The following is a 21,184-nucleotide window of genomic DNA, read 5'->3' on the forward strand; positions in this document are numbered from 1 at the left end:
CCATGTTCAAGCAAACCATGATTGCTGCGGCAGTCGTTTCGGCTGCAGCCTGGGCCGGGTCCGCCGCAGCTGCCGACTATATATCGCTTGGCCGACTCGTGTGCGGATCGGATGGCGGCCAGGGGCTGATCGTCACGTCTGAGAAGAACCTGATCTGCACCTATACGCCAGCTTCCGGCGGCCCGAAGGCGGTCTATGCCGGCAAGATCGAGAAATTCGGCATCGATATCGGCCAGACCGGCAAGAGCGTGATGATCTGGCAGGTGCTTGCCAAGACCGGCACCAATGTTCCCGATTTCGCGCTGGCAGGAGAATATTACGGCATTGGCGCTGATGCCAGCCTCGGTGCCGGCGGAGGTGCCAAGGTCATTGCCGGCGGCACCAACAAGGCCTTCATGCTGCAGCCACTGAACCTGCAGGCCCAGGAAGGTCTCAATCTCGCCGTCGGTGTCGAGAAGATGACACTGGTGCCTGGCGAAATCTGATCGCTCGCGGCGCAAATGAAAAGCCCGCCGAAGCGGGCTTTTCGATTAATGACCGATCGCCTTGTTGATCTCTTCCGTCACCTTCTTGGCATCGCCAAGCAGCATCATCGTGCCGTCCTTGTAGAACAGCGTGTTGTCGATGCCGGCGTAGCCCGAGCCGAGCGAACGCTTGACGAACAGGCAGGTCTTGGCCTTATCGACGTCGAGGATCGGCATGCCGTAGATCGGCGAGGTCTTGTCGTCGCGCGCCGCCGGGTTGGTGACGTCGTTGGCGCCGATGACATAGGCGACATCGGCCTGGGCGAATTCCGAGTTGATGTCCTCAAGCTCGAAGACTTCGTCATAAGGCACATTGGCCTCGGCAAGCAGCACGTTCATATGGCCGGGCATGCGGCCGGCAACCGGATGAATCGCGTACTTCACTTCCACGCCGTTCTTCTTGAGATTATCGGCGAGTTCGCGCAGCGCATGCTGTGCCTGCGCCACCGCCATGCCGTAGCCAGGCACGATGATGACTTTCGAGGCATTCGCCATCAGGTAGGCCGCATCCTCGGCCGAGCCGAGCTTGACGGTCTTGTCCGAGTTATCCGCCGCACCACCCGACGTCTCGCCGCCGAAACCGCCAAGGATAACGGAGATGAAGGAGCGGTTCATACCCTTGCACATGATATAAGACAGGATCGCGCCCGAGGAACCGACCAGCGCGCCGGTGACGATGAGCGCCAGATTGCCGAGCGTGAAGCCGATGCCGGCGGCGGCCCAGCCCGAATAGGAATTCAGCATCGACACGACGACTGGCATGTCGGCGCCGCCGATCGGCACGATCAGGAGCACGCCGAGCGCCAGCGACAGAGCCACGACCGCCCAGAAGTCGAAATGGCTTTCCGTCACCGCCAGCCCAATGATGAAGAGCACGATCAGGGCAAGCAGGGTGATGTTGATCAGATGCCGGAAGGGCAGCAGGATAGGCTTGCCGGACATGCGCCCGTCGAGCTTAAGAAAAGCGATGATGGAGCCGGTGAAGGTCAGCGCGCCGATCGCCACGCCGAGCGCCATTTCGATGCGTGCTTCGGTATGGATCTGACCGATCTCGCCGATTCCGAAGGCATCAGGCGTATAGAGCGCCGATGCGGCGACCAGAACCGCGGCAAGGCCGACCAGCGAATGGAAGCCGGCCACAAGCTGCGGCATCGAAGTCATGGCGATGGTGCGGGCGATATAGGCGCCCGCACTGCCGCCGATGGCAAGGCCGAGGATGATGAGCACGAAGCCGCCGAAATCCGGCGTTGCCAGCACCAGCGTCGTGAGGATCGCAATCCCCATGCCGATCATGCCGTAGAGATTGCCCTTGCGGCTGGTGGCTGGATGCGAGAGCCCGCGCAGCGCCAGAATGAACAGCACGCCGGAGACGAGATAAAGGAAGGCTGCAAGATTGGTCATCGATGCCTCACTTGTCCTTCTTGCGGTACATCGCCAGCATGCGCTGCGTCACGAGGAAGCCGCCGAAGATATTCACCGAGACGAGCACGAGGGCCACGAAACCGAAGCCTGTCGCAAGCCCGCTGGTCGAAATGCCGACTGCAAGCAGCGCACCGACGACGATGACCGAGGAGATCGCGTTGGTCACGGCCATCAGCGGCGTATGCAGCGCCGGCGTCACCGACCAGACGACGTAATAGCCAACGAAGATCGACAGCACGAAGATCGCGAACTGGAAGACGAAGGGATCGATCGCCCCGCCGGTTGCGGCGCTTGCCGCCTCAGGTGCCTGGGCAGCAGCGGTGATAACCGCGGTGACGGCTTGGTCGAGCTGTTCCAGCGCCTTGTCCATTGCTTCACTGGCCATCAGTTATCCCCCTTCTTGGCGCCGCCGAATGCCGGATGCACGACATCCCCCGCATAGGTCAGCATCGTCGCCTTGATGAGCTCGTCTTCGAGGTTGAGCACGACAGATTTCGTTTCCTTGTTCACCATCGTCTCCAGGAAGGTGAGAAGGTTCTTGGCATAAAGCGCGGAGGCACTGGCGGCCACACGGCCCGCCATGTTCGAGAAGCCGACTACCTTCACGCCTTCGACATCGGCGACGTCGCCCGCGACCACGCCTTCGATATTACCGCCACGCTCGACCGCGAGATCGACAGCCACCGCACCCGGCTTCATCGAAGCCAGCATGGCGCGGGACACCAGCCGCGGCGCCGGACGGCCGGGGATGAGTGCGGTCGTGATGACGATGTCCTGCTTGGCGATGTGCTCGGCAACGAGTGCCGCCTGCTTGGCCCGGTATTCGGTGGACATTTCCTTGGCATAGCCGCCGGCGGTTTCCGCCGCCTTGAACTCTTCGTCCTCGACGGCGATGAACTTGGCGCCGAGCGAGGCGACCTGTTCCTTGGCCGCGGGGCGAACATCTGTCGCCGAGACGGCGGCGCCAAGGCGGCGCGCCGTCGCGATCGCCTGCAGACCGGCAACGCCCGCACCCATGACGAAAACCTTGGCGGCGGGAACCGTGCCTGCCGCCGTCATCATCATCGGCATGGCTCGGTCATAAACGACGGCGGCTTCGATGACGGCCTGATAGCCGGCAAGATTGGCCTGGGATGACAGCACGTCCATCGACTGCGCGCGGGTGATGCGCGGCATCAGTTCCATGGAGAAGGTGGAAAGGCCCGATCGCGCCATCGCGGCAACCGCCTCGTCATTGCCATAGGGATCCATGATGGCAATGACGACGGCACCGGTCTTGTAACCGGAAATTTCGCTTTCGCTCGGCCGGCGGACCTTGAGGATGACATCGGCGGACGCTGCATCCGCGAATGTGCCGATTGCAGCACCCGCGGCCTCGAACTCGCTGTCCGGAATGCGGGAAAGCGTTCCAGCGCCTGCTTCGACGATAATATCGAAGCCGAACGACTTCATCTTTTTCACGGTTTCGACAGACGCGGCAACGCGCGTCTCATCATCAGTGATTTCCTTTGCTACGAAAATGGTATTCGCCAACTGCCCCTCCTCCGGGTCAGCTGGACCGTCGCAGGCTGCTCGCCTGCGTGGGCCAAGCATCTACTTCACAAAGTTCGGAAAACTTGTCTTCCCGCGGGCCGCACTTAGCGGAGCAGGAAGATGCCGGCGACGAGAATGATGAGGAAGACGAGGATGCCGCCGAGGAAGCCGGCGCCGCCGAAGAAACCTGCAGTCATGGCAAGCATCAGGGCAATTAGAAGCATCGTGCCGTATTTCGTGCCGGCAATGAACATGTCGTAGGTCTTTTCATGTTCCTTGTAGTCCATCGGCGCGCCGGTCTCGACCGGTCCGGTATGATGTTCGGCCATGAATATCGTCTCCCTGAAATGCCTTAGCGCTGCCTGATTCCCTTGCCTCAGCAAGGCAAATCCCTACCCGCAGGGATTACACAATGACGGGCGAAAGCGCAATGCATGAGAATGCCGCAGGAACGCCCTTCTCCTGATACGGAGAGGGCATTCCCTATGGAAGAGTCAAAGCGGCAGATCCGTTCCGAGCTGGCCTTCCGGCACGAAACGGGCGGTGGGAACGATGGTGAGCGACGGCAGCGTGTTTTCCGCGCCGCGCGCGAACATCATCCGCTGCTCGCTGGCGCTGGAAATGAAGAAGGGATAACGCGTAAGAAGCTTGCGGCCGACCTCGATGACGTTGGTCGCCATCAGCGTCATGTCGATCCCGTAATTTTTGGCCTTCTGGCCCGGCACGACGGTGTCTGCATAGAAAACACGCTTGTAGAATGCCGCATGCGGCGGGCGGACGAACTGCAGAACCCGATGTGCGCGGAAATGCGCGGCCGCGACGATGCTTGGCCGCAGCGTCAGGTAGGGAATCCAGGTCAGATCGGCAGTCAGATCGGGATCGGCGGCAAAACGCGCCGGATCGATTAAGCTTAGGCCTGCATCGAGAAGCGCATCGATTGCTTCTGGGAAGGCGCCGGCCGACTGGCTAACGCGATGTTCCGGTGTCACATGGTGGATACGGATCGTGCTGACGAGTTCGCCGTAATAATAAAGCCCGAAAACATGAGCATGGCTGTCGAAATCCGTGTCGTCGAGCAGTCCCTTCGGGGCCAACGCCAGCGTGTCATGCGCCTTGTAGGCCTTGTAACGCAGCCGCTCGACATCCTCCATGTCTTCAGTGCTTTCGACGCGGCGATATTCGACATTATCAAGAACTTCGAGAACCTTTTTCGAAAAGTCACTCGTACTCAAAGGGACAGACGCCATAGATGCACCCCGTTGTTAACGGGTCATTAATCATACCACATTCATTAAAGCGCAAGATTTGATAAAAATTTGGGGCATATTTGAATCATTAAGGTTAATGGCCGCGAATATGCCCGTGGTCGTACCGCCAGATATGGCCCTGATCAGGCGACCTTGGCGCGGCGACGCGGCGCCGCGCGGCGGTTGAGAGCTTGGGAGAGGATGCCGATTTCCTTCGAGGGAACCGGCGGGGAAAAGACATAACCCTGTATGAGATCTGTGCTGCGGTGCTTGTTGAGAAGCGCCAGCTGCTCCGGGGTTTCGACCCCCTCGACGACGATCTTGAGACCGAGCTCGCGGGCAAGGTGGACCGTGCCGCGCAACAGTTTCAGGCGGCGCGTATCTTCGACGATGTTACGTACGAAGGAGCGGTCGATCTTGACGATATCGAGCGGCAGAGTGTCGAGATAGCTGAGGCTGGAGAAGCCCGTGCCGAAATCGTCGATGGCGATGGTGATGTCGCGGCTGCGCAATTCGGCAAGGATGGCGCGCACGACCGCCGGCTCGTCGATCAGGCTGCTTTCGGTGATTTCCAGATGCAGGCGCGATGCCTTAAGACCCGAGTGCTCCAGCGCGTCCGAAACGACCGACAGGATGTCCGCATCGCGCAAGTCGCGCGCCGATAGGTTGACCGAAACGGCGATATGATCCGGCCAGCTCATGCATTCTTCGCAGGCCTTGAAGAGTACGAACCGCGTAATCTGCGAGATGATGCCCATCTCTTCGGCAAGGCGGATGAAGACGTCGGGCGGAATGTATCCCTTTTCCGGATGTACCCAGCGAGCCAGCGCTTCAGCACATTCGATGCGCAGGCCATCGGCCTTGAACATCGGCTGGAAGACGAGATGAAGCGCATTTGCAGCCACGGCCTCGCGCAGATCCGCCTTGAGCTTCTGCTGCTCGATATAGCGGCCATCCATTTCGCGCTCGAAACCGGCAATTCCGCCCTTCAAGCGCGACTTGCTTTCGAACAGTGCAAGATCAGCCTTAACGCTCCATTCGTCCATGGCGAAGGCGTTGCTTTCGAGAACGGCGTACCCGGCACTGAGCGAGACGAGGAAGGTTACCTCGTCGACTTCATATTGACCCTGGATCGTAGCGTGCAGCTTACGGATGTCGGCATCCAGCACCTGCCGGTCACGCGCATGCGGGAAGAAGAGGATGAATTGATCGCCCATCAGGCGGCCGACGATGGCGTTGCCGGCCATCTCCTTGACCCGCATGGCGATGGCGCAGAGCAGGTGGTCGCCGGTCACGTGGCCCCGCATGTCGTTGACATGCTTGAACTCGTCAATATCGAGGATCATGAAGCCGACAGGACCGCGTTTCTTCGGATGTCTGGCGAGATAATCCTGCACGAGATGGCCGAAATATTCGCGGTTTGGCAGGCCGGTCAGTGCGTCGAAGCGCACCATGTGCAGGATCTTCTGCTCGGCCTTCACACGGCTCGAAACGTCTTCGAAGATCAATACGGCACCGCCATCTGCGCGTCGGCTCGCGGAAAATTCCAGCGACAGTCCCTCGGGGAAATGGATGAGCGTCCGCGACAGGCTGCCTTCGGCCACCTGTGTCAGCTGCCGCAGGATCAGCTCCGGCTGCGAAGCGTCCATGAAGCTGTAGCGGGCGCCATAACGCAACACCGCGCCGAGATCGCGATCCTTCAACCGATCCGGTGCCCCGATCTTGAGGAGCTCGCAGGCCTTGCGGTTGATGACCTGGATCCGGTTCTCCGTATCGACCATGACGAGGCCGTGCGGCATGTTGTTCAACGCAGTGTCAAAGCGCTCGGCGATCGAGGCAATCTCACGGCGCGCGATCACATTCTCATAGAGGAATTCACGTACACCGGTCGCCATGGCCCGTGTCGTCAGCCAGAACGGTATGAGGAAGACCGACAGGATGCCGCGGTAGAAATCGAGCGTCATCACGCTGCAGATGATCATCGGCAGGCAACAGGAGAATGTCTGCAGGTCGACCGCCATGCGCGAGCCATAATTGCGGCCGACGACGGAAACCATCGTCGCCATGGTCACTGCGATGCAGGCGAGCTCGGCAAAGGAATCGCGCGTGAAGAAGATGGCATAGCCGCTGCCGATACCGAGGAGTGTCGTCGTGCCCGCTGCTCCGACCACAAGAACCTTCTCCCACCGCTCGATCTCCGCAAAGGACAGCCTGTCCTTGTTTACCTTGTCGAACAGGCGGAAGATCGCCATGCGGGCGCAGAACACCACGATGAAGGCAACTGCCAGGAGTATATAAACGGAAGACTGAGTTTTGGCGGCGACGGCAAGGAAAGTTGCCGAATGTACAATGACGCCAGCCAAAAGCGTCATGCGGTTCCCGGAGAGAGAACTCACAAACGACAGATACACATCCTTAGGGACCCTGTTCGGGTTATGTGGCTTCATCCATACTTTCCCTGTGCGCGGGGAATGTAAACCGAACCCTTTAAAAATTGATTTCAAACGGTTCAAACATTTGGTCAATTTTTCTAAAACCACAGGATGAACTGCACATCCGGCACGCGATATTGCAGCTTTATCGCGAGATTAATGAAAAATATATCCGCGCGAAAGTTGCCGGAATTTTCACCGGGATCACAGGGGTCTGGCCGCATAAGACTATACTCCAAGGCGGGTCATTTATCCTTCCAATTTCAAAAACCCTGGTCTACACCGGTTGCAGGGGAGAACTGCCGAAACGGCAAGACAATAAGGGGAGGCGAATGTCGGTATTCCTGGCCGCCAGTCGGCTGATCGACTCGATCAGCCAGTTCATGGGCAAACTTTCCGAATACATGGTGCTTTTCTGCTGCCTGATCAGCGCCGGAAACGCCATCGTCCGCTATGCCTTCAACTACAGCTCGAACGGCTGGCTCGAGATCCAGTGGTATCTCTTCGCCTTCGTCGTGCTGCTCGGCGCCTCGCATGCGCTGCGCAACAACGAGCATGTCCGCGTCGACCTGATCTATGGTTCGGTTTCCGACAGGGCGAAGATCTGGATCGACGTCATCGGCCTCATCCTCTTCCTCATTCCCGTCTGCGTCTTCCTCACTTGGGTCTGCTGGCCCTTCTTCGCGCTTTCCTACCAACAGGGGGAAATATCGGGCAACGCCGGCGGGTTGATCCGCTGGCCAGTCAAGCTGATCCTGGTCGCCGGTTTCGGCCTGCTTTCCCTTCAGGGCGTTTCCGAGCTGATCAAGCGGATCGCAGCCCTTACCGGCCATATCAACATCGACACGAAATACGAAAAGCCGCTGCAATAACGCGCGCCTGGAGGAACGGATTTGTTTGATTTCGGTATCATTCCGCCGGCCATGTTCCTGGGCATGGTCGTCTTCATGCTCTACGGCTTTCCGGTCGCCTTTTCGCTGACCGCCGTCGGCCTGTTCTTCGGCATCGTCGGCATCGTCACCGGCCATTTCGGTGCGGTCTGGTTACAAGCACTGCCGCCGCGCTTCTTCGGCATCGTATCCAACGACCTCTTGCTCGCCATTCCCTTCTTCACCTTCATGGGTGCGATACTGGAGCGCTGCGGGCTGGCCGAGGATCTGCTTGAGGGCACCGGCAAACTCTTCGGCGGCATTCCCGGCGGCCTCGCCTATGCAGTCATCCTCGTCGGCGCCGTACTCGGCGCGATCACCGGGACGGTCGCCGCCTCGGTCATCACCATGGGTGTGATTTCGCTGCCGATCATGCTGCGCTACGGCTACAATCCGCGCCTTGCCACCGGCGTCATCGCCGCCTCCGGCACAATCACTCAGGTGATCCCGCCCTCGCTGGTACTCGTCGTTCTCGCCGACCAGCTCGGCAAATCGGTCGGCGACATGTATCGCGGCGCAATCGGCCCCTCGATCCTGCAGGTGGCGATCTTCGTGCTCTTCATCCTGGTGCTGTCGATCGTCCGGCCAAAATCGATGCCACCGCTGCCAAAGGAAGTGCGCGGCGACTTCAATTGGGCGCTGCTCATGAAAGTGCTGATGGGCATGGTGCCCTCGATCGTGCTGATCTTCCTGGTGCTCGGCACGATCTTCATGGGACTTGCGACGCCGACGGAAGCCGGCGCGCTCGGCGTCGTCGGCGCCATGGCGCTCGCAGCCATGAACCGGCGCCTGACGTGGCCGCTGATCCGCGAGGCGATGACATCGACCACGCACATCACCTCCATGGTTGTGATGATCCTGATCGGCTCCACCTGTTTCAGCCTGGTCTTCCAGGGCATGGACGGCTCGCGCTGGATCGAGCACATGCTATCGGGTATTCCCGGCGGCCCGGTCGGTTTCCTGATCTTTGTCAACATCTTCATCTTCGTGCTCGCCTTCTTCCTCGATTTCTTCGAAATCGCCTTCATCGTCATCCCGATGCTCGCCCCCGTCGCCTCCAATCTCGGCATCGACCTGATCTGGTTCGGCGTGCTGATTTGCGTCAACATGCAGACGAGCTTCATGCACCCGCCCTTCGGCTTCGCGCTCTTCTACCTGCGCTCGATCGCCGGCCGCGAGGTCAAAACCTCGGATATTTACATGGGTGCGCTTCCCTGGGTTGGCATGCAGCTCATTCTCGTGGCGATCGTGATCTTCTGGCCGGAATCGGTCACCTACTGGTTGGACCATGGCCCTAAGATCGATCCGAACTCGATTAAGATCGAAGTACCGGACTTCGGTGGCCAGCTGGGCCTGCCGCCATTGGGAGCCCCAGGTGGAGGAGGGTCTCCGCAGATTCCAGGCCTGACCTTACCGACGCTGCCAAGCACACCTCCGTCGCCACCTGCGCAGTAGAGCAATTCCAGCAAAAATGCGCAGCGGTTCCTAACCATGAATTCTTTGTGAAAACAAAGGGATAGAGCATCCCCGTATTCGATGAAAACTGGAAATGACCCATCGAAAACAAAAGCCCCGGATTTTTGTCCGGGGCTTTTTTGATCGGTGGCCTGACTAAGAAGCGACAGTCGCCTTACAGTTTGCCTGCACGCTGCTGGATCATCATGAACGTATCGAAAGTGTATTCCGAGAGCTGCATCCAGAGATAGGCATCCCGCTTGAATGCCGTCTGATCGTCGTAGATCTTCCTGAAATACTGGTTCTTCGAGGAGATGTCGCCATAGATGCCGGTTGCAGCCTGGAAGGATGCTTCCATGATTTCCTGGCTGAAGGGACGAAGTGTGGCACCCTCCGCGACGAGCTGCTTCAGCGCGCCAGGGTTCTTCATATCGTATTTCGCCATCATCTTCGTGTTGGAATAAGTGCAGGCATCAGCCAGGATCGTCTGGTAATGCTTCGGCAGGCTGTTCCATTTTTCGAGATTGAAGAAGGCGTGAATCGCCGGACCGCCTTCCCAGAAGCCGGGATAATAGTAGTACTTGGCAACCTTGTGCAGGCCGAGCTTCAGGTCGTCATAGGGGCCAACCCATTCGGATGCATCGATCGTGCCCTTTTCCAGAGCCGGGTAGATGTCGCCGCCAGCAATCTGCTGCGGGATGACACCGAGCTTTTCGAGCACTTTGCCCGCAAGACCGGCAATACGCATCTTGACGCCCTTGAGATCGTCGAGCGTGTTGATTTCCTTGCGGAACCAGCCGCCCATCTGCACGCCGGTATTGCCTGCCGGAAGGCCGTAAATGCCCTGCGTAGCATAGAACTCGTTCATCAGGCTGATGCCGTTGCCTTCGAAGAACCAGGCATTGGTCAGGCGCGCATTGAGGCCGAAGGGAAGGGCCGTACCGATCGCATAGGTCGGATCCTTGCCGACAAAATAGTAGGAGCAGGTATGCGCTGCCTCGACTGTGCCGGCGCTAACCGCGTCGGCTGCCTGCAGGCCGGGCACGATTTCACCGGCTGCGAAAGGCTGGATCGTGAAATTGCCGCCAGTGGCATCGGAAACATGCTTGGCAATATCTTCAGCGCCGCCATAGATCGTATCCAGGCTCTTCGGAAACGACGAGGTCATACGCCAGGCAATCTTTGGGTTTTCCTGCGCAATTGCAGGTGCTGCCAAAGCAGTTGCGGCAACGGCTCCGGCGCCGGCTGTTCCCGCCTTTTTCATAAATGAACGACGATCCATCAAAAACCTCCCGTACAGATGGCACTGCGTGGCAATCCTCACCCCTACCCGCAGTAGGGGCAAAGCTAAGCATGGCGGAAGAAGCGTTTCAAGCTTTCGTCTATTAGTCTTTGGGATCACGACGCTTCTGTGGCAGGCCTCGCCCATCCATCGGAATCAGCAGCTTAGCGCGCCCTGATATCAGTCGCACAGCTGGAACCGCCGCAATTTGGCCACCGCTTGAAACCAAGCGTTGACTTACCGGCCATTCTGGCCGCAGAAACGTCCGATATCTTTCTCAGGGGCGAAAATGACGAAACCGATCGTTGCGATTCCTGCCGATATCCGCAGTCTCGACGGTGCGACTTGGCATGCCGTACAGCATCAATATGTACGCGCGGCCCTGAATGCCGCCGGCGTGATGGCTTTCATCATTCCCGCCTTCGAGGAAGGGTACGACACGGATGCGATCCTCGACCGGGTAGACGGCGTGCTGGTATCCGGCTCAGCCAGCAATGTGCACCCCTCGCTCTACGGCCTCGAAGCTACCGAAGCCGACGGCCCCTTTGACCCGGCCCGCGACGCCACGAGCCTGCCGCTGATCCGCCGTGCGATCGACCGCGCCATTCCACTTCTTGCCATCTGCCGCGGCATTCAGGAATTGAACGTTGCCCTTGGCGGCTCGCTTGCCAGTGAAATCCAGGAGCAACCTGGCATCTGGGATCACCGTAAACCCGATGTCACGGATCGCGACCATATGTACGCGATCCGCCAGAGCGTTTTCATCAGGGAAGGCTCCTGCATTGCCGGTATCGTCGGCGCCGGCGAGATCCGCGTGAACTCCCTGCATCGGCAGGCAATCGCCAGGACCGCGCCGCGCCTTCAGGTGGAAGCAACGGCAGAAGACGGCACGATCGAGGCCGTTTCCGTCATCGGCGCCAAGGCCTTTGCCGTCGGCGTTCAGTGGCATCCGGAATATTGGGCTGAGACCGACAAGCCCTCAAACAAGCTCTTTACCGCTTTCGGCGACGCGGTCCGGGGTTACGCCGCGAGCAGGCTGCCGCCGTTGCGGGCGCAGGCGACCGCGTGAAACAGAAAGGCCGCCGGATCGCTCCGACGGCCTTGTTTCTTTCTGATCGAATGGCTCAGCGACCGCCTTCGATCTTGCGATGACGCTGATTGGCGCCGTGGACACCATAGGGATATTGCCCCGGTGTCGGCGCACTGATCTCATTGAGCGTCGCCGTCTCCTCCTGTGACAGCACCAGTTTCGCAGCCTCGAGATTGTCGGCAAGCTGTTCTGAGGTGCGGGCGCCGAGGATGACAGACGTCACGGCCGGACGTGCCGCGACCCAGGCGAGCGCCACCTGCGCCATGCTGACGCCACGTGCCCTGGCGATCTCTTCGACTGTGGCGATGATCGCCCAGGTGCGCTCCTGCGCATTGCGGGCCGCATAGGCTTCGCCGCCGCGATTGGGATTTTCGCCGAGGCGTGTAGCACCCGTCGGCATCTCGTCACGCTTGTACTTACCGGTCAGCCAGCCGCCGCCGAGCGGCGACCATGGCAGCAGCCCCATGCCGGCATCCTTGCAGGCATCGACGATCTCGTGCTCGATGTCGCGCATCAGCAAGTTATATTTCGGTTGCAGCGTTACCGGACGCGTATAGCCCTGGGCCTTGGCGATTTCGGAGGCCTTGGCGATATGCCAGCCGACGTAGTTGGAGAAACCATAATAGCCGATCTTGCCGGCGCGGACGGCATCGTCAAGGAAGCGCAGCGTCTCCTCAATCGGTGTCAGGGCATCCCATGCATGCATCTGGTAGAGATCGATATGCTCGACGCCCAGACGGCGCAGCGAGTCGTTGAGCGCCTGATTGAGGTGACGGCGGGAAAGACCGATATCGTTCGGCCCGTCTCCCATCGGGAAACGGCCCTTGGTGGCGATCACCGCCTGTTGTGCCTGCGTCGGGCGAGCCTTGAGCCAACGGCCGATGATTTCTTCCGATGCACCGGCGCTGTAGACGTCTGCAGTATCAATAAAATTGCCGCCCCAGGCGAAGTAGTCGTCGAGCATTTTGAAGGAAGCCGCCTCATCGGATTCCTTCCCGAAAGTCATGGTACCCAGGCAATATGCGGTGACGACGGCCCCGCTGGGACCGAGCTTGCGATAATCCATTTCTGCCTCCTTCCAGAAAACGCCGGCTGCCGGCGTGAAAAAAACGCCGGACGGAGCAGACGCTCCCCGATCAAATCGCTATGTATAAGCTTGAGACGGCGAAATGCCGCCGATGACAGTTACGGCCGCAACAAACGGGCGCGACCGGAACTGACCATAACCAATCCCTCCCGGCCTACCAAGTAGGGAAACGGGAAAAACTCCAAGGAAAAAAAGGAAAAAGCGAAAGCTCCCGCCGTCTTCGCAGAGGGAGTGCATGGGTGCCTAGTTCTTGACGGGCGTTTCCGCCACCGGGGTAACCGGCTTGCCCTGTTCGAACCAGGTGATCAGGTTTGCTGCCACCAGATCCGCCATGGCATTGCGCGTCGGAACCGAAGCCGAGGCCACATGCGGCAACAGGACCGTATTCGGCGCGGCGATCAGCCCCGCCGGCACGTTCGGCTCGTCATAGAAAACATCCAGGCCGGCAGCACCGATCGTGCCGGCATTCAGCGCGGCGATCAGGTCATCCTCATCGACCGTCCATCCACGGCCGACATTGACCAACACGCCGTCAGGGCCGAGCGCGGAGAGAACTTCCGCATTGATCGTCTTATGCGTCTGCGGCGTCTTCGGCACGATCGCAATCAGCGTATCGACGGCCTCGGAAAGCCCTTTCAGTGTCGGCTGGTAATCATAGGGCGCATCGGCATGACGCGAGCGGGTGTGATAGCTGATCTTCACCTTGAAGGGTTCCAGCCGCTTGGCAATCTCAAGGCCGATACGTCCGAGGCCGTAAAGGCCGACATGCCGGCCCTTCAGCGAAAAGCGCGTCAGCGGATAGGAAGCGCCCTGCTTCCAGTTGCCGTCCCGCAGCCAGTTCTCCGCCTTGGGGATTTCGCGGATGGTGTTGAGCAGAAGCGCAATCGCCGTATCGGCAACCTCGTCGTTCAGCACGTCGGGCGTATTGGTGACGATGATGCCTCTCGAGCCTGCGAGCTTGGCATCGATGCCATCATACCCGACGCCGAAACTGGCGACGATCTCGATAGAAGGCAACTGCTCGAACCACGCAGCCGGAAAGGCTCCGCTGACTGCCACACCGCGAATGTGTTTCGCTGTCTCGGCATCGAGCTTGAGCGTCTCGTCGCGATCGACGGTTATCACCTCGAAGCGGTCCTTAAGCTGGGCGAGAACGCGATCATGCATCTTCCCGGGAACGAGAACGGCGATACGGGACATGGCTTTTCCTCTTGGATTCGGCGGTCAGCTACGCGGCCGATAGGGACTGGTGGACTGGCGGATACGCATTTCCGGCTTGATGAGATGGATGCCATCAGGCTCATGGCTGCCGGCAAGCCGATCAAGTAGGGCGCGGGCGGCAAGACGTCCAACCTCGGTCTGGCCGTTCCAGACGGTGGTCAGCGCCGGCGTCGCAATCGAGGCCTCTTCCAGGTCGTCATAGCCTGTGACCGAAATATCGCGACCGGGCACGAGACCGGCGCGGGCAATGCCGTTCATCAGGCCGATGGCGACCAGATCGTTCCAGCAGACGGCCGCCGTCGGCTTCTGCGGCAGGGAAAGGAAATGCACCGCGGCTTCGAAACCGCCCTGCTTGGAACGCGGGCCGGGAATGCGCAGGTTCGGGTCGACCTCGATGCCGGCCTTGCGCAGCGCATTGACGTAACCCTGATAGCGGTCGCGTCCTGTCGAGGTCTGGTCCGTGCCACCGATCATCGCAATCGTCCGATGGCCGAGACCGATCAGGTGGTTGGTGGCAAGCGAAATACCGTAACTGTCGTCGCCGCGATAAGTCGGCACATCCTGACTGTCCATGGAGCGGGCGACGAGGATGGCCGGCATGCCGTTTTCCTCCGCAAGCTGGATATCTTCCGGCGGCGTACCGATCGCGGGCGACATAATCACGCCATCGCCGCCAAGCTGCAGCAGGGTCTCGATGAAGGTGCGCTGCTTTTCGACGGAATCGTAATGGTTGGAAAGAATGAAGGTGTGTCGGCTGCGGTCGAGTTCGCTTTCGATCGCCTTCAGGATCTCCCCGTAGAACGGGTTCATGATGTCGTGGACGACGACACCGATAATGCCGGAACGCGAGGTACGAAGGCTGGCAGCGCGGCGATTGTAGATATAACCTAATGCGCGGGCCTGCTCCTTGATCTTTTCGCGAGTATTACCTGCCACGAGGGGACTATCGCGTAAGGCCAGGGAAACGGTCGCCGTTGATATGCCGAGCGTTTCGGCAATCGTCGAAAGCTTGATCTTCTGAGCCACGTCTCCTCCTCCAGGCAACGCGTGAAGCCGACAAAGGACTGCCGCAGCGCAGCGACCGCCTTAAAAAATTTAATTAAAAGATTTAAGCGGCACAGGCAATTCGCCTTTTGAGGAAATTTTCAATCTTCCTCATCTTCCTCGGCATGCATCGCCTCGGCCTGCAGATTGGCATCGATCGCCTTCAGCAGCCGCACCAGATTGCGGATTTCCTTTTCGGAGAAATCGAGTGTCGCAAGCTTGTCGCAGGAGGAGGCGGCAAGCTCGATCGCCTGCACGCTGCCGCGGCCGAGTTCAGTGAGATAGACCTTGGTGAGCCGGGCATCCTCGGCATCGGGCTTGCGCTCGAGGAAGCCTTGCGCCTCCATGCGGCCGATGGTGCGGGTCATGGTGGGTGCCTTCACGCCAAGCTTCTGGGCAAGCCCGCCCGCCGTCATGCCATCGCTTTCGGCAAGCGAAAGAATGACACCGTCCTGGCCGGCATAGAGACCGCTTTCGAGCAGGTTGCGTGACAGGACCGTGCGCATGGAACGGGCAGCCTGCGTCAGGGCCGGCGAAAGATCGGCGAGCGTATACTCGGTCTGATCCTTCTTTTTCTTGTGCTTCTTGCCGTCCTTATGCTTCTTGCCCATTGCCATCCCTTTGATCTTTAAGCACTGCCCAGGCTGCGCTATGACATTGCCCATCATCTCGTCATAAACAAGAGGCAACGCCCGTGTTGGTTCCGCCGTTCCGTTTCGAGGACAATGATCCGGCGCTCGCTCCTGAGGCTCGCCACCACTGGATCGCGGTCCTGCCGCTCGGCGCCCATGAACAGCACGGTCCGCATTTGCCCTTCGAAACCGACACATTGATCGCGCAGGGCATCGTCAACAGGCTGAAAACCGCCCTTCCGGCCGGTTTGCCCATCACCGTACTCCCCATCGAATCGGTCGGCTACTCCTTAGAGCACATGGATGTTGAAGGAACGAAGACGCTCTCTTTTGATTCAGCCGTAAAGCGTTGGCTCGATATCGCTGAAAACCTCTCGAAGCTCGGCATCCGCAAATTCGTGATGCTGAATGCCCATGGCGGCAACTCACCGCTCATGACCATCGTCGCCACGGAAGCGCGCGTGCGCTTCAACATGCTGGCCGTCGCCACCAGTTGGACCCGCTTCGGCCTGCCGGAGGGTATCATTTCACCTCAGGAAAAGGCGATCGGCGTTCACGGCGGTGATATCGAAACATCCGTTATGCTGGCCTTGTATCCGGACAGGGTGGATATGGACAAAGCTGCCGATTTTCTCTCTCGCCAGACAGACTTTGCCGAGCGCTTCAAGCACCTGCGCGCCTATGGCCCGCATGCCTTCGGCTGGAAGATGTCGGATCTCAATCCGCAAGGCGTGGCCGGCAATGCCGCTAAGGCTACGGCGGAAAAGGGCGAAGCGCTGATTATCCATGCCGTTAACGGGTTGGTGGAGCTGCTGCAGGATATCGACGCCTTCGACCCAGAAACGCTGCGATGACCATCAGCTTTGCACAAAGGGCAATGTGATCTTATAACATACAAAACCCTTTGAACTGCCGCTTCCAAGCGCCTATATGAAACCGACCCATTCAGGCCCCGGACTTTGCCCTCGGGGTCAAGGCCCTATTCCCAGAGGTTCTCATGACCGACGCGATCCAGACACAGCAGAAGCCCATCCCCGTTACCGTGCTCACCGGTTATCTCGGCGCGGGCAAGACGACACTGCTCAACCGCATTCTTTCCGAAAGTCACGGCAAGAAATATGCTGTCATCGTCAACGAGTTCGGCGAGATCGGCATCGACAACGACCTGATCGTCGAATCCGATGAAGAAATCTACGAAATGAACAATGGCTGTGTGTGCTGCACGGTCCGCGGCGACCTGATCCGTGTCGTCGAAGGCCTGATGCGCCGTCCCGGCCGCTTTGACGGCATCATCGTCGAAACCACTGGCCTTGCCGATCCGGTTCCGGTTGCCCAGACATTCTTCATGGATGACGATGTCCGCGCCAAAACCGAGCTCGACGCCGTTGTTGCCCTTGTCGATGCCAAGCATCTGCCGCTGCGCCTGAAGGACAGCCGTGAAGCCGAAGACCAGATCGCCTTCGCCGACGTCGTCATCATCAACAAGACCGACCTCGTGACGCCGGAAGAACTGGCTCAGATCGACGATATCGTGCGCGCCATCAACCCGGCCGCCCGCGTCTACAAGACCAGCCGCTCCGGCGTCGATATCGCCCGTGTGCTGGATCAGGGTGCCTTCAATCTTGAGCGCGCACTGGAAAACGATCCGCATTTCCTCGAGCACGGCCATGACGATCATGTCTGCGGCCCGGATTGCGATCATGACCACCATCATCACGATCATGACCACGACCATCATCACCATCACCACGGCGAGATGTCGGCCATCCATGACGTGACGGTTCAGTCCGTTTCGCTGCGCGGCGGCGAAATGAACCCGGAGCGCTTCTTCCCTTGGATCCAGAAGATCACCCAGACGCAAGGCCCGAACATCCTGCGCCTCAAGGGCATCATCGCCTTCAAGGATGACGCCGAGCGCTATGTCGTCCAGGGCGTGCACATGATCATCGAAGGCGATCACCAGCGTCCCTGGAAGGAAGGTGAAAAGCACGAGACCCGTCTCGTCTTCATTGGCCGCGATCTCGATCGCGCAAAGCTCGAAGAATCCTTCAAGGCCTGCGAGGCTGCCGCCTGATGCCAACAGTTGCACCGCTTGATCTCGACGGCCACGTTCTGGCCGTCGAATTTTTAGGTGATGTCCCTTTCTTTGCGAATGCCAGCGGTACCTTCCACCGGCTCGAAGGCAGCGACAAGGTCATCGAAGCCCATCAGGGCATGCTGACGGCGATCCGCGATCCCTACAGCGAGAGCCTGATTTCGGGCGGCGAGGATGGCAAGGTGCTGCGCATCGATGCTAATGGCGATGTCAGCGAGATCGCCTCCGCCCCGCGCAAGTGGATTTCGCAGGTCGCAGCCGGCCCGCAGGGCGCGATCGCCTATTCCTACGGCAAGAGCACGCTGGTGCGCCTCGCCGATGGCACGACCAAGGATTTCGCGGAAGAGCGCACGGTCGAAGGCATTGCCTTTGCACCGAAAGGCCTGCGCATAGCCGCAGCCCGCTATAACGGTGTTTCGCTGCACTGGGTCGGCATGAGCGCCAAGCCTGTTGATCTCGAATGGAAGGGCGCCCATACCGGCGTGACCTTCTCGCCTGATGGTAATTTCCTCGTCACCTCGATGCAGGAAAACGCGCTGCATGGTTGGAAGCTTGACGTAAAATCGGGCACCGAAGCCCGCCATATGCGCATGACCGGCTATCCCGCCAAGGTCAAATCGCTCTCCTGGTCCGCCAAGGGCAAGTGGCTCGCATCGTCGGGTGCACCGGCCGCCATCGTCTGGCCCTTCCAGGGAAAGGACGGCCCGATGGGCAAGGCGCCGCTGGAACTCGGCACCCGCGCCAACATCATGGCGACCGCAGTGAAATTCCATCCGGCCGAGGATATCCTCGCCATCGGTTTCATCGACGGCATGATCCTCGCCGTCCGTCTCGCCGACAGCAAGGAAGCGCTATTGCGCCGCCCCGGCAAGGGCGCCATCACCAGTATGAGCTGGAGCAAAAACGGTAAGCTGCTCGCCTTCGCCTCCGAAGCCGGCGATTGCGGCGTGGTGGATATCGCAGCGGACTGACTCCATGACGGTCGAAGTATCACAACTTGATAGCGGGCATGCGTATCAGGGGGTGATGGTCGAGCGTACCGCTCTCAACCATTGGCATCGCCTGCCGGAACCGGTGGATAGTGCTGATCCACTCCGCCGCTGAACACTTGGCCGTGCGCAGACTGCAAGAACAAGGATCCGGGAATGCAAGCTCCGAATAACGCCGCCGCCAAGGAGTTGGGCGCCTTCGCGTCCGTCTGGTCGGCGATCCGTGCCGAAGCGTCGGATCTCGCGACGCGTGAGCCGGCGCTGCAGACTTTGCTCGAAACGCAGGTCATCGGCGCAGAAAGCGATGCTGATATCATCGCGCATGTGATCTCCGCGCGCCTCGCGGTGGCAAAGATCGATGCCCAAGACCTTTTCCGGCTGTTTCACGGCATATTGCTGGAGCATGCCGATATCCGCGCCGCCATTGAAGCCGATCTTCTGGCGGTGCGCGAACGCGACCCCGCCTGCACCACCTATCTGCACGCGCTTCTGAACCTCAAGGGCTTCCACGCCCTGCAGACGCATCGCATTGCCCATGCCCTCTGGACCGACGGCCGCTTCGAGATTGCGAGCTGGCTTTCCAACCTCGCCTCGCTGGTCTTCGGCCCGGATATCCATCCGGCGGCAAGGATCGGTTCCTCGATCATGCTGGACCATGGCTCTGGCATTGTGATCGGTGAAACAGCCGTCATCGAAGATGAAGTCTCTATCCTGCAGAACGTGACGCTTGGCGGTACGGGGAAGGAGACAGGTGATCGCCACCCGAAGATCCGCCACGGCGTGATGATCGGCGCCGGTGCGAAGATCCTCGGCAATATCGAGATCGGTGCTTTCAGCAAGGTCGCGGCTGGAAGTGTCGTGCTGAAGCCGGTCCCCGCGCATTGCACAGTTGCCGGGGTCCCGGCAGTTGTCGTGCGCATCCATCGCAATGATGAGATCCCCGCAGAGACCATGGATCAGAATATCTGAAAGCCAGGCCGCTCAGGCAGCTTGCTGGTTTTCCCCTGAGGCTTCGACACGGTTGCGGCCCTCGCGCTTCGAACGATAAAGCGCTTCATCTGCTCTCTGCACCAGCCGGTCGAAATCCACGGTGTTTTCCCTGCGCGTGGCGACGCCAATGCTGAGCGTCGGAAAGATTGCCAGATCCGGCATCTGCATGACGGCTGCCGCAAAGGAGAGACGAATGCGGTTGGCAATCGTGACGGCCTCGTCCTGATCGACATTCCGAAGCACCGCAAGGAATTCATCGCCGCCCTGCCGAGACAGCAGATCACTGGACCGCATGATGCCCTTCGACACGGCAGCAAAGAGCCGCAGGACCTCGTCGCCGGTGGCATGACCGTGCTGATCGTTCAACTGCTTGAAATGATCGATATCGATGACGAGCAGCGATACCGGCTGAGCGCCAAGCAACGGCACACGCTGAGCAAGGCCACTGCGGTTGAGCGTTCCAGTGAGTGGGTCGTGATGGGCAAGCTCGATGAGCTGATTCCGGCTTCGCTCCGCCGCCATCAACACCATCGCCATGCTGCGCAGCATGATGAAGGCGACGGCCGATACCGCCATCCAGCTGTGGATCACGCTGCTGCCGAAGGGATCCGGTCCGCCGATGTCACCGGTGGCGGCCAAGAAGCTGCGGACCGCGAAGATGGCCGCGGTGGCGACGTAGAGGCCGCAAAGAATGGCCGCCGAATAGAGCTTCTCACGGCGGACGATGCCTGCAGCTTCCCTGACGATGGTGAGATCGCAAAGGCAGCAGATCACCGAGACATAGAGCAGGCGTTCAGATATCGCCGAGGGATCGCTGATGAAAAGCGCCACCGGCATGCTGGCGCTGACGATCACGATCCAGAAATAACGCCGATGGATGGGATGGCCGGCAAAAGCGCGCACCGCAAAGAACATCAGCATGTAGCCGACGATGGTCAGCACATTGCCGGCGTCGACGGAGACATAATTGGGAACGAGATTGCGCAGCGCGACGAGGAAAGAACCGATGCCGACGAGCAGGTTGCTCGCACCCCACCAGAGCGGCCAGCGTTCGAAGCGGCCTGTTGCATAGGCGGCAAACTGCAGAGCGCTCAAAACGACGCAGCTCACCGCAACGATGAAATAGATTGTCCGCAGATCCAGCAGCATCGAGCCTGTCCCGAAGTCCCATGCGGCGAACCCTACAGGAAGCGATTTGCAGTTTGATTGGAC

20 protein-coding genes are annotated in these 21,184 nt (G+C 59.7%); 8 read left to right on the forward strand and 12 right to left on the reverse strand.

The genetic code is table 11. The features are described 5' to 3' along the window. Positions 1–2: 2 nt before the first annotated feature. Positions 3–485: a DUF992 domain-containing protein gene (locus KQ933_RS16835; RefSeq protein WP_216755931.1), complete on the forward strand. Its 483-nt coding sequence runs from the start codon at positions 3–5 to the stop codon at positions 483–485. Positions 486–530: 45 nt separating this feature from the next. Here the strand turns inward: KQ933_RS16835 and KQ933_RS16840 are convergent, their stop codons facing one another. The 6 genes from KQ933_RS16840 to KQ933_RS16865 form a co-directional block, all read right to left on the reverse strand. Continuing rightward, complete coding sequence (locus tag KQ933_RS16840; RefSeq protein ID WP_216755932.1) at positions 531–1,925, reverse strand: NAD(P)(+) transhydrogenase (Re/Si-specific) subunit beta; 1,395 nt, start codon at positions 1,923–1,925, stop codon at positions 531–533. Positions 1,926–1,932: 7 nt separating this feature from the next. Beyond that, complete coding sequence (locus tag KQ933_RS16845) at positions 1,933–2,331, reverse strand: proton-translocating transhydrogenase family protein (RefSeq protein ID WP_007817406.1); 399 nt, start codon at positions 2,329–2,331, stop codon at positions 1,933–1,935. Continuing rightward, the gene (locus KQ933_RS16850) at positions 2,331–3,479 is read right to left on the reverse strand and encodes a Re/Si-specific NAD(P)(+) transhydrogenase subunit alpha (RefSeq protein ID WP_216755933.1); all 1,149 of its coding nucleotides are present in this window, start codon (positions 3,477–3,479) and stop codon (positions 2,331–2,333) included. Before KQ933_RS16850 ends, KQ933_RS16845 begins: the two co-directional genes overlap by 1 nt. A gap of 104 nt (positions 3,480–3,583) precedes the next feature. Beyond that, complete coding sequence (locus KQ933_RS16855) at positions 3,584–3,808, reverse strand: aa3-type cytochrome c oxidase subunit IV (RefSeq protein ID WP_216755934.1); 225 nt, start codon at positions 3,806–3,808, stop codon at positions 3,584–3,586. 165 nt (positions 3,809–3,973) lie between these two features. Beyond that, positions 3,974–4,726: a hypothetical protein gene (locus KQ933_RS16860; protein ID WP_216755935.1), complete on the reverse strand. Its 753-nt coding sequence runs from the start codon at positions 4,724–4,726 to the stop codon at positions 3,974–3,976. A gap of 143 nt (positions 4,727–4,869) precedes the next feature. Beyond that, entirely contained in the window at positions 4,870–7,173 is a 2,304-nt protein-coding gene (locus KQ933_RS16865; protein ID WP_216755936.1) for a bifunctional diguanylate cyclase/phosphodiesterase, read from the reverse strand. Positions 7,174–7,490: 317 nt separating this feature from the next. On the opposite strand from KQ933_RS16865, the gene KQ933_RS16870 reads away from it, so the two are divergent. Together KQ933_RS16870 and KQ933_RS16875 are read left to right on the forward strand one after the other, a co-directional pair. Next, on the forward strand, positions 7,491–8,030 hold the full coding sequence (locus KQ933_RS16870) for a TRAP transporter small permease subunit (RefSeq protein WP_216755937.1): 540 nt from the start codon (positions 7,491–7,493) through the stop codon (positions 8,028–8,030). Positions 8,031–8,051: 21 nt separating this feature from the next. Then, positions 8,052–9,542 (forward strand): TRAP transporter large permease subunit, encoded by a 1,491-nt coding sequence (locus tag KQ933_RS16875; protein WP_216755938.1) that lies wholly within the window; start codon positions 8,052–8,054, stop codon positions 9,540–9,542. 175 nt (positions 9,543–9,717) lie between these two features. Here KQ933_RS16875 and KQ933_RS16880 read toward each other — a convergent pair whose 3' ends face one another. After that, complete coding sequence (locus KQ933_RS16880) at positions 9,718–10,824, reverse strand: TRAP transporter substrate-binding protein (RefSeq protein ID WP_216755939.1); 1,107 nt, start codon at positions 10,822–10,824, stop codon at positions 9,718–9,720. Positions 10,825–11,113: 289 nt separating this feature from the next. Here KQ933_RS16880 and KQ933_RS16885 point away from each other — a divergent pair, with 289 nt between their 5' ends. After that, positions 11,114–11,893: a gamma-glutamyl-gamma-aminobutyrate hydrolase family protein gene (locus KQ933_RS16885; protein ID WP_216755940.1), complete on the forward strand. Its 780-nt coding sequence runs from the start codon at positions 11,114–11,116 to the stop codon at positions 11,891–11,893. Positions 11,894–11,948: 55 nt separating this feature from the next. Here KQ933_RS16885 and KQ933_RS16890 read toward each other — a convergent pair whose 3' ends face one another. The 4 genes from KQ933_RS16890 to KQ933_RS16905 all read right to left on the reverse strand — a co-directional run bounded on the left by KQ933_RS16890 (position 11,949) and on the right by KQ933_RS16905 (position 15,877). Then, complete coding sequence (locus KQ933_RS16890; protein ID WP_216755941.1) at positions 11,949–12,980, reverse strand: aldo/keto reductase; 1,032 nt, start codon at positions 12,978–12,980, stop codon at positions 11,949–11,951. A gap of 264 nt (positions 12,981–13,244) precedes the next feature. After that, entirely contained in the window at positions 13,245–14,201 is a 957-nt protein-coding gene (locus tag KQ933_RS16895) for a 2-hydroxyacid dehydrogenase (RefSeq protein ID WP_216755942.1), read from the reverse strand. Between the two features lie 24 nt (positions 14,202–14,225). After that, positions 14,226–15,248, reverse strand: a complete 1,023-nt coding sequence (locus KQ933_RS16900; protein WP_216755943.1) for a LacI family DNA-binding transcriptional regulator — start codon at positions 15,246–15,248, stop codon at positions 14,226–14,228. A gap of 119 nt (positions 15,249–15,367) precedes the next feature. Beyond that, entirely contained in the window at positions 15,368–15,877 is a 510-nt protein-coding gene (locus KQ933_RS16905) for a MarR family winged helix-turn-helix transcriptional regulator (protein WP_216755944.1), read from the reverse strand. 83 nt (positions 15,878–15,960) lie between these two features. Between KQ933_RS16905 and KQ933_RS16910 the strand changes: the two genes are divergently transcribed. The 4 genes from KQ933_RS16910 (at position 15,961) to cysE (ending at position 19,951) form a co-directional block, all read left to right on the forward strand. Then, positions 15,961–16,752 carry a creatininase family protein gene (locus tag KQ933_RS16910; protein WP_216755945.1) on the forward strand — a complete coding sequence of 264 codons (792 nt, stop codon included), beginning with the start codon at positions 15,961–15,963 and terminating at the stop codon, positions 16,750–16,752. Positions 16,753–16,895: 143 nt separating this feature from the next. Next, positions 16,896–17,972 carry a GTP-binding protein gene (locus tag KQ933_RS16915; protein WP_216755946.1) on the forward strand — a complete coding sequence of 359 codons (1,077 nt, stop codon included), beginning with the start codon at positions 16,896–16,898 and terminating at the stop codon, positions 17,970–17,972. After that, positions 17,972–18,964, forward strand: a complete 993-nt coding sequence (locus KQ933_RS16920) for a WD40 repeat domain-containing protein (RefSeq protein WP_216755947.1) — start codon at positions 17,972–17,974, stop codon at positions 18,962–18,964. Before KQ933_RS16915 ends, KQ933_RS16920 begins: the two co-directional genes overlap by 1 nt. A 174-nt stretch (positions 18,965–19,138) precedes the next feature. Beyond that, positions 19,139–19,951, forward strand: a complete 813-nt coding sequence (gene cysE / locus KQ933_RS16925) for a serine O-acetyltransferase (RefSeq protein ID WP_216755948.1) — start codon at positions 19,139–19,141, stop codon at positions 19,949–19,951. A gap of 12 nt (positions 19,952–19,963) precedes the next feature. Here cysE and KQ933_RS16930 read toward each other — a convergent pair whose 3' ends face one another. Then, a complete protein-coding gene (locus KQ933_RS16930) occupies positions 19,964–21,121 on the reverse strand; it encodes a GGDEF domain-containing protein (protein WP_216755949.1) in 1,158 nt (385 codons plus the stop codon). Positions 21,122–21,184 lie beyond the last annotated feature (63 nt).

It is taken from the genome of Rhizobium sp. WYJ-E13 (assembly GCF_018987265.1).
Classification (GTDB): Bacteria; Pseudomonadota; Alphaproteobacteria; order Rhizobiales; family Rhizobiaceae; genus Rhizobium.

Excerpts from the sequence above, each read along its gene's own strand:
- KQ933_RS16835 (WP_216755931.1), top strand. The coding sequence starts at position 3 with ATGTTCAAGCAAACCATGATTGCTGCGGCAGTCGTTTCGGCTGCAGCC.
- KQ933_RS16840 (WP_216755932.1), bottom strand. The coding sequence starts at position 1,925 with ATGACCAATCTTGCAGCCTTCCTTTATCTCGTCTCCGGCGTGCTGTTC.
- KQ933_RS16845 (WP_007817406.1), bottom strand. The coding sequence starts at position 2,331 with ATGGCCAGTGAAGCAATGGACAAGGCGCTGGAACAGCTCGACCAAGCC.
- KQ933_RS16855 (WP_216755934.1), bottom strand. The coding sequence starts at position 3,808 with ATGGCCGAACATCATACCGGACCGGTCGAGACCGGCGCGCCGATGGAC.
- KQ933_RS16860 (WP_216755935.1), bottom strand. The coding sequence starts at position 4,726 with ATGGCGTCTGTCCCTTTGAGTACGAGTGACTTTTCGAAAAAGGTTCTC.
- KQ933_RS16865 (WP_216755936.1), bottom strand. The coding sequence starts at position 7,173 with ATGAAGCCACATAACCCGAACAGGGTCCCTAAGGATGTGTATCTGTCG.
- KQ933_RS16870 (WP_216755937.1), top strand. The coding sequence starts at position 7,491 with ATGTCGGTATTCCTGGCCGCCAGTCGGCTGATCGACTCGATCAGCCAG.
- KQ933_RS16880 (WP_216755939.1), bottom strand. The coding sequence starts at position 10,824 with ATGGATCGTCGTTCATTTATGAAAAAGGCGGGAACAGCCGGCGCCGGA.
- KQ933_RS16885 (WP_216755940.1), top strand. The coding sequence starts at position 11,114 with ATGACGAAACCGATCGTTGCGATTCCTGCCGATATCCGCAGTCTCGAC.
- KQ933_RS16890 (WP_216755941.1), bottom strand. The coding sequence starts at position 12,980 with ATGGATTATCGCAAGCTCGGTCCCAGCGGGGCCGTCGTCACCGCATAT.
- KQ933_RS16895 (WP_216755942.1), bottom strand. The coding sequence starts at position 14,201 with ATGTCCCGTATCGCCGTTCTCGTTCCCGGGAAGATGCATGATCGCGTT.
- KQ933_RS16905 (WP_216755944.1), bottom strand. The coding sequence starts at position 15,877 with ATGGGCAAGAAGCATAAGGACGGCAAGAAGCACAAGAAAAAGAAGGAT.
- KQ933_RS16915 (WP_216755946.1), top strand. The coding sequence starts at position 16,896 with ATGACCGACGCGATCCAGACACAGCAGAAGCCCATCCCCGTTACCGTG.
- KQ933_RS16920 (WP_216755947.1), top strand. The coding sequence starts at position 17,972 with ATGCCAACAGTTGCACCGCTTGATCTCGACGGCCACGTTCTGGCCGTC.
- cysE (WP_216755948.1), top strand. The coding sequence starts at position 19,139 with ATGCAAGCTCCGAATAACGCCGCCGCCAAGGAGTTGGGCGCCTTCGCG.
- KQ933_RS16930 (WP_216755949.1), bottom strand. The coding sequence starts at position 21,121 with ATGCTGCTGGATCTGCGGACAATCTATTTCATCGTTGCGGTGAGCTGC.